7 protein-coding genes are annotated in these 12,937 nt (G+C 62.0%); 1 reads left to right on the top strand and 6 read right to left on the bottom strand.

Features of this window, described 5'->3' with window-relative positions:
- Nucleotides 1-50 precede the first annotated feature (50 nt).
- From CAF80_RS10580 to CAF80_RS10600, 5 genes are all read right to left on the bottom strand, one after another.
- Entirely contained in the window at nucleotides 51-1,439 is a 1,389-nt protein-coding gene (locus tag CAF80_RS10580; protein ID WP_371916410.1) for an autotransporter domain-containing protein, read from the bottom strand.
- Nucleotides 1,440-1,717: 278 nt separating this feature from the next.
- Entirely contained in the window at nucleotides 1,718-4,675 is a 2,958-nt protein-coding gene (locus tag CAF80_RS10585; protein WP_085667328.1) for an autotransporter domain-containing protein, read from the bottom strand.
- Nucleotides 4,676-4,896: 221 nt separating this feature from the next.
- On the bottom strand, nucleotides 4,897-5,568 hold the full coding sequence (locus CAF80_RS10590) for a GNAT family N-acetyltransferase (protein WP_085667329.1): 672 nt from the start codon (nucleotides 5,566-5,568) through the stop codon (nucleotides 4,897-4,899).
- A 12-nt stretch (nucleotides 5,569-5,580) separates the two neighbouring features.
- Nucleotides 5,581-6,027, bottom strand: coding sequence for a GNAT family N-acetyltransferase (locus CAF80_RS10595; protein WP_039765078.1), 447 nt, complete (start codon nucleotides 6,025-6,027; stop codon nucleotides 5,581-5,583).
- A 10-nt stretch (nucleotides 6,028-6,037) separates the two neighbouring features.
- Nucleotides 6,038-6,661, bottom strand: coding sequence for an FMN-binding negative transcriptional regulator (locus CAF80_RS10600; RefSeq protein ID WP_085667442.1), 624 nt, complete (start codon nucleotides 6,659-6,661; stop codon nucleotides 6,038-6,040).
- A 92-nt stretch (nucleotides 6,662-6,753) separates the two neighbouring features.
- Between CAF80_RS10600 and CAF80_RS10605 the strand changes: the two genes are divergently transcribed.
- Complete coding sequence (locus CAF80_RS10605; RefSeq protein WP_085667330.1) at nucleotides 6,754-8,322, top strand: PLP-dependent aminotransferase family protein; 1,569 nt, start codon at nucleotides 6,754-6,756, stop codon at nucleotides 8,320-8,322.
- On the opposite strand, the gene CAF80_RS10610 is transcribed toward CAF80_RS10605, so the two are convergent.
- Nucleotides 8,304-12,926: a dermonecrotic toxin domain-containing protein gene (locus CAF80_RS10610; protein WP_085667443.1), complete on the bottom strand. Its 4,623-nt coding sequence runs from the start codon at nucleotides 12,924-12,926 to the stop codon at nucleotides 8,304-8,306. The two genes, CAF80_RS10605 and CAF80_RS10610, sit on opposite strands and share 19 nt — an antisense overlap.
- Between the last annotated feature and the right edge of the window lie 11 nt (nucleotides 12,927-12,937).

Below are 12,937 nucleotides of genomic sequence, written 5' to 3' on the forward strand. Positions count from 1 at the left end.
TTTTTGCTTTCGAAGTGCTGCCGCAACCTGCGGCAGCAGCCAGTCCGGACTCAGAACGCCATTCGCCACTGGCCCGATACACCATGGTTTCGGCTGTCGGTACCGATCTCACCCGACAAGCCAACACCGAGTGTGTGATTGGCCGAGACGGTCAGATCAAGCCCGGTGTCGAGCGTCAGGCTGTTGCGGTCCAGCTCTGCGCCATAAACGGTGTAGTCACGGCCGCCGGTAGCCAGACGTTGTCGGGTGCTAGTGTCGGTCTCGCCGTAAACATGTTTCCATCCCGCGCTGAGTCGTGGCGTGAGGCGCATGCCGTTATCCAGCGTGCTGACTTTCGCCATGCGCAGGCCGACGGTGGTGTTGAAGTTGCCCTGGGATTGATCACCCACCCGGAGCGCCGCATCCCCGCCTTTTTCGGTGTAGCCGTCGCGGTGGTAGCGTTGATAACCGAGGCCGGCAAACGGCTCGATGCTGATGTTGGCCTGACCCAGGTTGTATCCCGACTCGATGAACGCTTGCTGGGTAGTGGCCTGGTAGTTGCCTTTCAGTCGGTCATGGAAGCGGCCGAACGCGACTTTGCGGCGGGTACTGCCTTCATGGTTGCTCCAGGCTACGCCTAACCGAAGTGACAGCGGGCCGGTCTGGCGCAAGGCGTAGGCACCGAGGTGCCAACTGTCGAGATCGCCGTCCAGCTCCTTGCTGTCCATGCGCGTGCCGGAGGTGCCGCCCATCAAGCCCAGTCGCCAGTCTTCGTCGAGCCGCCAGTCCGCACCGATCAGCAGTCCTTTGGTGGAATGCTGCATGGGCTCCACATCGCGATCCAGTTTCCCGCTGTGGCCGAGGGCCTGCAGCCAGACCCTGCCGCTCTCGGCGTTTCCGGCCGCGTGGCGCGGTGCGTTTGGCTGGTTTTCATGCAGGTTATCGAGCTGGTGCATGGCCGACAGCAGGCTGGCGCTGACCGGTGTGACGCTGCTCAAGGTGGCCTTGGCGAGGTTGGCGTTGTTGCCGCCGGCCAGTTGATCGTAGGCGAGGGCGGCCGTAGTTTCGTCGGCAGCGAGCAGGGCTTCGATGGCTGCGTTCCCCGGAGGTAGAGGGGAATCCGTTGACGGCGGCTGGTCTACCACTTCGGTTTGTTGAGCTGCGGACGTTTCGGCCAGAACCGATTCCGGTAAGGGCGCTGGTTTTTCCAGGCTTTCTTTGAGTGCGCTGCCGCTTTGCGTCGTGGCGACTTTCTCGGAGGGAATGTCATCGGGTGCAGGAAGGGGTGCCGCTGGAATCTCAGTGCTGACCGGAAATGTTTCTGGCGTCGGAGCGATACTTTCTGCAAGCAGTGGCTCTGGAGCGAGACTGGGCGGAGCAGGTTTTTCTTTCTTCTTGCGCGCAGGCTTGGGTTTCACTTCGTCCACGACGGGCGCGTCGGGCTCCGACTGCTCTGCCATAGAAAACTCCACGCAACCGACTACCAGCGCGACCGCCAGGACAAGATGTTGGAGCTTGTATTTGCATTGGATGGGCATTCCGTTCGCCTCAGGTGAAATGAGGCCAAACTGTAAAAGTCGATGCCGGTGCGCCGATGCCGGGCAATTCCGAACCGTGTGCAGGCGATGACGTCTGCTTTTGTAGCCCGAGCGCTGGCAGGTAATGAACCCGCCATGATTACCCGATCGACCAGACGCCTTTACCTACAGCTCCCGCTGAAATCCGGATTGGCGAAATCTCAAAAACTCATCTGCCACTGCCCGATCAACCCGTGATTACGGCTGTTGCTGCCAATCTCGCCGCTGTATCCCAGGCCCAGCGTATGCCGCGCGGAAACGCCCAGATCCAGCCCTGCTTCCAGCACCAGACTGTCACGATCCAGCGAACTGCCGTCGACACTGAACGCCGTGCCGCCGACCACAAACGCCTGACGGGTCGAGCTGCTGACATCGCCGTAGGTGTGCTTCCAGCCGGCGGCCATGCGCGGGGTGAGGCTCATGCCATTGTCCAGCGAGCTGAGGTGCGCCAGGCGTACACCGAAGGTGCTGCTGAAGTTGTCCTGGGTCTGGCTGTCGACCTGCAAGGCCGCCGCGCCACCCTTTTCCTGATAGCGCTCGCGGTGATAGCGCTGGTAGCCGAGGCTGGCGAACGGTTCGGCGCTCAGTCGGCCGCTGCCCATGGCATAGCCGAGTTCGGCGAAGGCTTGTTGGCTGTCGGCGTCGTAATCACCTTTGGGGCGATCGCTGAAACCATTGAACGCGATGGTGCGTTTGCTTTCGCCCTGATGGCCGCTGTAAGCCGCGCCGAGGCGCAGGGCCAGCGGGCCGTTTTGATGCAGCGCATAAACACCGGCGTGCCAGCTCTCGACATTGCCGTCGACACCGGTGGCGTCAAGGTCGGTCTTCGAATAGCCGCCGAGCACGCCCAGACGCCATTGTGGATTGAGTGCCCAGTCGGCACCGAGCACGCTGCCCTTGGTGCGCTGTTCCAGACCGCTGCTGCCGTGTTCGCCATCCAGCTTGCCGTAGCCGCCGATGGCCTGCAGCCAGAGCCGGCCCCGAGCGTTCGGGTCATTAAGGTTTCGCGCTTCTGACGGAACGCCGTTAGCCGCGAGGATCGGCGTATCACGCTGATCAAGACCGACCATCATGCCGGGACTGCCACCCATTTGCTGCATGGCCGAGAGCATGCTGCTGCCGACCTGGCTGCTGGCGCCGAGAGTGGCGCTGGTGAGGTTGGCGTTGCTGGCGCCGGCCAGTTGCTCGATGGCCGCGCCGGCGCTGGATTGCGTGGTGTTGAGCAGGGCGTTGTACAGCGCATTGTTCTTGCCGATCGAGGCCAGGCTGTTGGCGGCATTGCTGCCGTTGCCGGTGGCGGCGAATTCATTGAACGCCACGTCATTGCGGGTGTAAGTCAGGTCGACCTGCGTTGGCGTGTAAGCGAGGGTCGGTGTGAGGAACGCGTAGTCGCTGGTGACCGCGCCGAACGTGCCGTTGACCCGCGCTGCCTGCAGCACCGTGTAATGGCTCTGCCACGGATAAGTGCCGCTGCCGGGATTGACCGCCAGCGTTGCGCCGTTGAGGTTGGCCGTGCCGCCGATCTGGACTGGCGCGCTGCTGCCATCGGCGTTGACGCCGTAGGCGAGGGTGGATGCGCTGCCCATGTTCAAGTCGTGCGCGACGGTCGCGGTGCCGAGGCGGGAGTCAGTACGCAACGTGCCATTCACGTTGAGGTTGCCCACCGAACCACCACCCGCATACACACCTCCGGCGTCCACGGTCAGGTTGCCGGCGATACCGCCCTGGTTTATCAGCGTGGCGCCGCTGCGCACGGCACCGCCGTCGCTGAAGTCGCCGCTACCGGTGAGCGTCCAGGCGCCTTGCTTGACTTCCAGCCATTCAAAGTTGCGGCTGGCACCGAAGCTGCCGCCGGCTGCGTCATCCATCACTACGCGGTCGTAACCGCTGCCGCCATCGACCACGCCGACAAAGCGGCTGCCGCTGCGCAGGGTCAGGCTGTCATTGCCACCACCCAGGTCCAGCGCCAGGCCGTTGCTGCCGCTGATCGTGCCGCCGTTGATCACGCTGTCGGCGAACTCTCCGACGAATTTCACGCCGAAGCCGTCGAGGCCCTGGATAGTGCCGTAGTTCTCCAGCGTGGTGGCCGCCAGCCCCGAACCGCCGCTGCCGTCATCCACCAGAATGGCGCTGTTGGCGCCGCTGATCAGTGCATCCTTGGCGTTGAGAATGTAACCGCCGCCCAGGGCAATGCCTTCACTGCCATTGGCGAAACCACCCTTGTCCACACCGCCGGCACCGACGCCCTGGATGATGCCGTAGTTTTCGATGTGAGCGATGTTGTCGATGTCCACGCCGTCGCCGTCACCATTGGGTTGCAGCCCGGAATACGCGCCAGTGATGGTGCCGTGGTTGATCACCGTGCCGTCGCCATCGGAACCGAAACCGGAGCCGTTGCGCCCGGTGATCTGCCCGTAGTTGACCAGCGTCGCTCCCAGGTCAGTGGTGATGCCATGCCGCCCGCCGGAAATCACGCCGTAGTTGGTCACGCTGACGCCGGTCGCGGTGTCGATATCGATGCCGTCGAACTTCTGGTCGGCGTTGTGCGAGTCACCGGTGGAGATCTCGCCGTAGTTGCTGATGGTCGCATTGGCGCCGGTCTTCATGCCGTCGCTGGCGTCGCCACGAATCAGCCCGCCCGCGCGGTTGATGATCGTGGTTTTTACCCCGTCGCTGCGCAACGCATCCAGATCCAGGCCTTGGCCGGTGGTCGAGCGAATGGTGCCACTGTTGTCGATCAACAGGCTGCCGCTGACAAAGTTGCTGTCGATGCGAATCGCATCGTTGGAACCGAGAATCTGCCCGCCGCTGCGGTTGTAGATCGCGTAGTTGCGTGCCTGGGTCAGATCGCCGCTGCTGTCGATAGCCCGGCCGCCGCTGGAAATGATCTTGCCGGCGTTATCGATGATCACACCGACGCCGCTGGTGCCGTCCTTGAGGCTCACAGCCTTGCCGCTGTTGGTGATGCTGCCCGGCGCCGAAATCGTCAGTGTGTCGCCGCCACCCAATGTCTGCGATGCCGTCGTGGCGGTGTCGATCTGCACGGTCTTGCCGTGGGCGGCGCTGGTGGCGATCAGCAGGGCAATGGCAAACGACAGTCGCTGGGGCGGGAAGGGCATGGGCAGAACGTCCTTTTTGTTATAAGCGGGGCGTTCTGTATAGCTGAGGGTTTTTACAGAATGATGTACGGACTATGTGCATTCTTTTGCAGTTCAGGCCTCAGATTTGGACGTTCATCTGCAATTCATTGCAGATCCGACGGTGGCGAAGAGTCGAAATCGCAGCCTTGGACATCGCTTGAATGAGATGCCGCAGGCTGCGCTCTTTTACGTTCACTGGCTCAACCGCGGCACTCGACCAACCCCTTCACCTGCCCATCGGCCGTCTGATTCTCATCGCTCAACCAGCGCTCGAACCCCGCCGCAATCGCCGGCCATTCCGAGTCCAGAATCGAGTACCACGCGGTATCGCGGTTCTGGCCCTTGACCACCATGTGCTGGCGGAACACGCCTTCGAAGCTGAAGCCCAGGCGCTCGGCCGCGTATTTGGAGCGGGCGTTGCCGTTGTTGCATTTCCATTCGAGGCGGCGGTAGCCGAGGGCGAAGGATTCTTTGGCCAGCAGGTAGACCGCCTCGGTGCTTTTCGGCGAGCGCTGCATCGGGGCGCCGAAGGTGACGTGGCCGATTTCGATGCGGCCCTGGGCCGGGACGATCGACATCAGGCTGAGGATGCCTTGCACCTGGCCGCTGACGCGGTCGATGACACTGAAGAAATACGGGTCGCTGTGGGCCGCGTGGTTGTTCAGCCAGTCATTGAAGACGCTGCGTTCCGGAAACGGCCCGTAGGGCAAGTAATCCCAGAGTTTCGGGTCGGCGCCGGGGCCTTGCAGGGCGTTGAACAGGTCGTCGCCGTGGCGCGCCGGGTCGAGCTTTTCGAGGCGGATGAAGCGGCCTTCGATCAGGGTGGTGGAGGGCGGCGGCACACCTTTCCAGTCGGCGAGGGAAGTCGTCATGCATGTGGCTCCTTAAATGGCTTTGCGAAACTGGATGAAACCCGGGCGCTCGGCGATGCGCTCGTAGAGCTGGATCGCCGTGGCGTTGGTTTCGTGGGTCAGCCAGTGCACCTTGCAGCAACGATCGGCCTTGGCCGTGGCGTAGACATGTTCGATCAGCAGGCGACCGACGCCGGTGCCACGGGTTTGCGGCTCCACCAGCAGGTCTTGCAGGTAGCAGGAGTTTTCGATGCTCCAGTTCGAACGATGGTAGATGAAATGCACCATGCCCACCGCTTTGCCGTCGGCCCAGGCGAGGGCGGCGTGGGTCGGTTCGTTCGGGTCGAGAAAGCGCTGCCAGGTGCTTTGGCTGACGGCGTCCGGCAATTCCGTGTTGTAGAAGCGCAGGTAGGCCTGCCACAGCGGCAGCCAGGCGGCGTGATCGGCGGCGCTGACCGGACGGATGTCGATCTGACTCATGGTGATTTCCTTAACGCATCAAGTGAGCGAGGGTTTGATCGTTGATGTCGGGGCTGGCAGACAGGCCTTCGCGCACGCCGGCGATGTCTTCGGCGCTGCGGTTCTGGCTGAGCTTGCGCTTGCCTTCGAGGCGGTCGATCGGAATGGCGAACCCGACGATGGCCTTGAGCATGCCGTCGATGTAATCGGCCGGGGCATCGTCGACCGACCAGGGCTGGGCGCGGCCCGCTTCATGGCGATTGGTGAGGGTGCTGACGATATCCAGCAGGCGACCACCGTCGCTGAAGGTTTCGGCGTGACCGTAGGCGTGCACGGCGACGTAGTTCCAGGTCGGCACGACTTTGCCGTGCTCGGCCTTGCTCGGGTAAAAGCCCGGGCTGACGTAGGCATCGGCACCGGGGAAAATCAGCAGGGCCTCGGCGCCGTCGCGCAGGTCTTTCCACTGCGGATTGGCCTTGGCCAGATGCCCGTACAGCGTGCCGTTCGGACCTTGTTCGCGATGCAGCAACACCGGCACATGACTGGCCTGCAAGCCTTGTTCGCCGTGGGTCACCAGAATGGCGAGGCGGGTGGCGAGGATCAGTTCGTGCAGTTGGGACAAGTCGTCGATGGCAAAGGCGCGGGGCGTGTACATGGAGAAAATTTTCTTGGCGAATGCCTGCATCGTAGGCAGGCTATTGGTCTGTTGTAAGAGCCATTGATGACCAATTTCATAGGTCCATTGTCATGCCCGATTCGACCACGCTGTCGCTGCCGTTCAACCCTGCCGGTATCGAACTCGACCGCCGCAAAGGCTTGAGCCGCCAGCTCTACCAGGCCTTGCGCCTGCGGGTTCTCGACGGGCGCCTGGCCAGCGGCACGCGCCTGCCGGCCAGTCGCGATCTGGCGGCAGCGTTGGGGATTTCCCGCAACAGCGTGGTACGTGCCTACGATCAGCTGTATGCCGAAGGTTTCATCGAAGGCCGGGTCGGGGACGGCACTTATGTGGCGCAGTTGCCGCAATCGCTGGCGCCCGCGAAAAAATTATCCACAAAAGTATCCACAGGGTTTTCAACAAGCTTACCCACAGCCTTATCCACAATTTCGGCCAATTCCACTGGGGATTTATCCAGCAAGGTTATCCACAGCGGCGCGTTGCAGCGGCTTGAGCAGAATCATTTACCGACGCCACCAAGCGGTCCGCCGCGAGCATTCCGGGTCGGTGTTCCGGCCTTCGATCTGTTCCCTTTCGACGTCTGGGCCAAGCTGAACGCGGCGTTCTGGCGCAAACCCGATTTGCAGCAACTGTGTTACGGCGATCCGGCAGGCGATGCGCGCCTGCGCGGTCTGATTGCCGCTTATTTGCGCAGTTCGCGCGGCATGCAGTGCTCGGCTGAGCAAATTGTGATCACCAGTGGCGCGCAACAGGGAATCAGCCTTTGTGCACAGTTGCTGGTGGAGCCGGGCGCCGGGGTCGGTATCGAGAATCCCGGCTACCGCGCAGCCGGTCATGCCTTTGCGCTGGCCGGTGGTCGATTGCAAGGTATTGCCGTGGACGAAGAGGGTATCGACTGCGCGGCACTGGCGGCCGCCGAAGATTGCCGGGTGGCTTATGTCACGCCGTCTCATCAGTACCCGACGGGGGTGGTGATGAGTCTGGCGCGACGCCTGGAACTGCTGGCCTGGGCCGAGCGCACCGGCGGCTGGATCGTCGAGGATGACTACGACGGCGAGTATCGCTACACCGGCGCGCCCTTGGCCCCGCTGGCTGCGCTCGACCGCCAGGGTCGCGTGTTGTACGTCGGCACTTTCGGCAAAGTTGCGTTCCCGGCGCTGCGCCTGGGGTATCTGGTGTTGCCGCCGGGACTGGTGGAAGCCTTTGCGCAGCGGCGGGCGGTGGATGTCCGGCATTCCGAAGTGAGCACTCAAGCGGTGATGGCCGAGTTCATGGCAGCCGGGCATTTCCAGCGGCACATCCGACGGATGCGCCGGGCAGCGCTGAGCCGGCGCAACACTTTGATCAACGGTTGGCCGCTAGGCCTGGCGGGTGTCGGCGAACTGCCGGCGGTGTCGGCCGGACTGCATCTCACCGTGGCGGTCGACAGCGTGGCCCGCGAACAACAACTGATCGAACAGGCCGCCAGCGTGGAGGTGGAGATCCATGGCCTGAGCAATTATTGGCTGCCGGATTCGACGACGCCGCTCGATCAGCGTGCCGGCCTGGTGCTGGGTTTTGCGGCGGTACCGGAGCCGGCGATCGAGTCGGCTCTGGTCCGTTTGCATGAAGTGTGGCGCCGTTATTCGTCTTTCGGTTGAGGCTCCGGCTCCGGCTCCGGCTCCGGCTGTGGTTTGAGGAACAGATCGCGTACCTGCGGATCGACAATACGCCGTAGTGCATTATCGACGGCATCGAAGGTGCTCAGTGTCTGACGGGATTTTTCATCGAGCGTCTGCAGATAGGCATCGGCCGGTTTCAGATGGGCGATGGTGTACTGCTCATCGGCATCCTTGAGCTGGTCGTAGTGGAAATGCGCCACCCACAACGGCTTGTCCGCCCGGGACTTGTCGAGAATTCGATACTCCTGGAAGTAGTCTCCGCGATGGCGGGTGCGAATACGACCGCGTGGATCCTTGCTGACCTTGAGCTGCCCATGGTCGTGCAGCCAAAGGAAGTAGGCTTCCCGAGGTTTGCGTTGTTTAAGCATGGCCGCATAGGCCGCAATACCTTCAGCGTGGGTGCGGGTGGCAGCTTCGCGCAGATCGCCGCTCAACGAAGTGACGGGCCACGGATCCTTTTTCGCGTTTTTTCTGCGGATGATCGCTTCGTCGACATCGCTGGCCGCTTTTTTGAGGCGTTCGACCTGCTGCTCGAACATGTCGCGGATGTCTGCGGGAATACGCCCTGGCCGCCTGGCGTCCTCGCGGGTCTTGCGGTTGAAACGGTCGATGTCTGCTGCAAGCTGCATGGCTGATGAAATAAGGTCTTCGTCATCGGCAGGCGCTTTCGGTTCGGGCCGTTGGGTGGAAAATTTGACGAATGCGGTCTCGCTGTCGGCGTCGCCTTCCGGGGCGGTCGAAGCCTGTTCGTCCACCTCAGGGCGTGGACGACTCTTGGTGATTTTCACTTTGGACTGCGATGTGGACGGCTGCGGCCGGGACTTGACGGGCGTCGGTCGCTCTTGCGGTTCGGGCAACTCCGTGGTCAGGCGCTCGCGGGCGACCGCACGGAATTCGCCGATCAGTTCGCGGATCCTGTCGAGCCTTGCCTGGACGAACTGACCGGGGTGCTCGGCGGGCAGCTGTTCGACGCGTTCTCCGAGACTGGCGAACAGGTCGTTCCATCGCGACAAACGTTCGATACGTGCCGGCTGCCCATCCGCCGCCACCTCTGTTTTGCTCAGCAGGCTCAACTCATGAGCAGCGTCGGCAGCGGTGGCCGTAATGATCCCGATCGCGACGCGGGCTTCATTCATGGCGGCCCCCGGTTGCTCCACGACACAGCGTTCGTAGGACATGCCGATTTCATTGGCTTTCAGGTCCAGCGGGGTGAAGTCCGGCAGTAGAAGCTCCAGCTTCTCTGCCACCTTCCGGGCCTTGCTCGAATGGCCGCTCAAGACTTGCAGTGAGTGATCCAGCGTCTCCAGGTTGACAATCATTTGATCGCTCAACGCGGTGGCGACGGTGGCGATCTCGATCTGTTGCTTGCGCGGTAGCGGTGTCCGGTGGTTCACACTGTCGACGAATATCTGTGTGGTTTTGGCGTAGATCCGCATCTTCACCCGCAGCCAGGAGCCAAAGCAGCGATGCTGACCCAGGGTCAGCGTCATCAGTTTGGCCTGATGCAGTGAACCGCCGCCTCCTGACTGGCGCCAGAGTTCGAGTTGGGCCAGGGCCTGGGTGTAGTCGTTGCCCAGTTTCGTGGCCCTGTCCAGATAAGTGGAAGCGGCGCGTTCAAATCCGGCCTCGCTGGTATCTTTTGGAAGGGATACCAGCGCTTGCAGAAGTCGTGTTTTTTCCTGGGTTTCACGCGCTTCGAATTGCTCCAGCTTGGTCCAGGCGGCGTCCATCGTCTGCTTTTTGGAGCGACGGAAGGCCTCGATCCGGCTTTTCGGCATGCCCCCGCGCAAGCGCAACTTCGGATCCCAGTGCCATTGTCCGTTTGTCTCGTCATATTTCACGGCCATGCCGATATGCAGCGGATCGACCGGATCGACAAGGTGCACCGGCTCGTCTTTTTCGGCGCTGACCTGGAACCAGCGCGTGCCGACCTGGACGCAGGTCTTGCCCTTCAGGGTGTACAGATGAGTGTGCGGCGAGGGTTGTTTGCCGATCAAGTCAGGTTTGGGGATCTGGAACCGGTCGAGCATCTTGATGAAGCGTGTGCTGTTGTCCGGTCGCAGCAGTGCCCCCTGTTCGATTTGAGTGAGATGTGCGGCAGGCACTTCTCCGATAAGGGGTGTTGGATCGAGTGTGACGGATGGCGTGGCCTCTTCCGGGGCGGGTTCTGTTTTCTGCGCAGGCAATCGGACGGCTTCGTCCTGCTGTTTCAGGCGCGGCAGCCACGAATGATTGCGTCGCGCCACGACGTGCTGGGTCAGGATGATGCCGAGCGTCAGCAGCACATCGCCGGTGGATTTCCAGGCCACCACAGTGTCGTCACGTTCATGGGCATCGATCGCCTGCTGGATCTGCGTGATGGTCTGCCAGACCCAGACGGCGGTGCCCGCCGCGCCGCTCATGAAGTTTGCGGCGACATTGAAGGCTGCCCAGCCACTGTCCGTCAGAAGCGCCCAGCGGCGCTCGCTGTTGGACTGTGACTGGCGGTTCGCAAGTTCAACCAGCGCCTGACTGTTCGCCGCGTACAGCGACGCGAGAATGTCCCCGTGGAGTGGTGCGTTCTCCAGTTCGATCGGACCGGTCAGGTCGAGGTGCATGAAGGGTTCGGTGCCCAGTTGGGTGATGATCCATGGCGAGGGCAGACCGACCGGGAAGGCGTACTGCGAGTACTCGAAGCTCCGCGCCGCGTTGTCCAGCCAGGCCAGTACCGAGCTGCGCAATTCGCCATCCTGATAAAGCGCATACATAAGGTTCTGCAAAGACGCGAACTGCATCAATGGCGTGTCCAGCAGCGGACGGTATAGCAGGCAAGGCCCCTGGGTGTGTACGCGCGGGCAAATGATGAACATGTTGGTGACTACGTCCGAACGCCGGCTCAAACGGCGGCGAGGGACAAACGCCAGAGGACGGATGGTGACCGGATGTTCGGGTGTCGGCAGTTTGCGGGTGATGGCATCCATCAATTGGCAGACATACGCATAACCGTGTTCATCGACGCCGCCCTGCTGCTTGAGTTTGCACTCCAGCGCCAGCAGCGGCAGAAGCGTCGGCAATTGGCGCAGGTAGCGGGTCTTTTGCGCAGCCGAACGGATCGGGTCATCAATCAACGCGCGTTTGATCACTTGCGGGTAGTGACCGCCGATGTCGACCTTTTGCGCGATGCCGCTCAGAAAATCCACAGTCAGCCAGGCAGGCACGGCCCGGCCATTGTCGAAGGCGATTGTGGCTTGATAGGGCGGAGCGTTTTGCAGGGCGAATTCGCCCAGGGTTTCGTGAGTCCGGTCAAACGGGTTGGGCAGCGTGAAGCCGCCGGTTTCGAAGCTGTGGGTGACGATGATGCGCAAGTGTTCAAAAGGCAGGTCGGCAGCTCCGGTGGCGCTTTTGTCGGCGATGATCGCTTCGCGCATCCGGCGTTCGGCATAGGGTTCGATCAGCGGGATGTCGTCTTCCTTGAACACGCCATTCTCGGATTCGTTGCGCAAGGTTCCGAGCTCGGCAATGTAGCGACTGTAGTCTTGCAGATCATCAGCAGAGCCGGCTTGCAACCAGTCGGGAATGACCTCTTCCAGTTTGTCGAGACGGGCTCGCTCGAGCGAACTGAAACGTGCACGGCTTTGTCGCGCGGAACCGGCGCGGGCACTGATTGACGAGCTGGCGGGATCCAGCGCCTCGATGGCTTCGAGCTGATTGCTGATCAGCGCTTGTGCCACGGCATCGAAAATATTCCCTTCAGGTTCGATCAGGCGCCATTTCAGTGAGCGACCGGCCAGCTCCGGGGCGATCCGCTGCGGGAGCGTTTCACCCAGCTCGGTCAGTGAATCGAATGACTCATAGCCATCGGCAACGGTGTACATCAAGACGCGTTGCCGCTGTTTGACGGTCGCGGTCAGCACCAGCGCGCCGGCGATGATCAGGTGTGTGCTGTCGTCGCCTTCGACCAGGTCGATATCCATCAGGCAGGCCTTGAGCCCGACGTAATCGCTGTTCACGCCCGATCGTCCGGCCCGGTCCGGGTGCTGCGCGACAAATCGTGCCAGTGCGCAATCGTCGGCGCCCCAGCCGCTGGCCGTCTGCACATTCGCAGCCGAACACAAAAGATCGGACAGCTCTTGCCAGCGTGGCCGGCTGCCGGGCGATTCGTTCCAGTAATCAAGCTGGCGCTGCTGGTATTCGAGGAACAGAAACGGGGCGTGATCGTTCATCAGCGAAGTGATGTCGTCCATGCTCACCGGCAACAGAATCGGCGGGACGGCTTCGGGTGATCGGGTCAGGAAGTGCTCCCCGTCAAGATAATCAGCCTTGGTCTTGTGCAGGGAGTGCTGGATAAAGGCGTGAGTCAGGGACTCGTAGGCGAAGGCTCTGGAGGGGCTCTGCAAGGGATCGGATTCGCGCAGGGGCGTCGCAAGCAGGGTTCGATCCGGATCGATGTGTTGCTCGGGATGGTTTTTGCTCAGCGCTTTGCGCAATAACGCCGAGGCGACCTGATGCAGCGAGTAACCCTGGCCGATCAGTTCAGCCAGCAGGCTCTGTTTCAACAAGGGAGGGGAAACACTGGGTACAGTGATGGCGGTAGATTCTGTCATGGTCATGTCCA

The sequence above is a fragment of the Pseudomonas sp. B34(2017) genome, assembly GCF_002112915.1.
In the GTDB taxonomy this organism is placed as follows: Bacteria; Pseudomonadota; Gammaproteobacteria; order Pseudomonadales; family Pseudomonadaceae; genus Aquipseudomonas; species Aquipseudomonas pharyngis.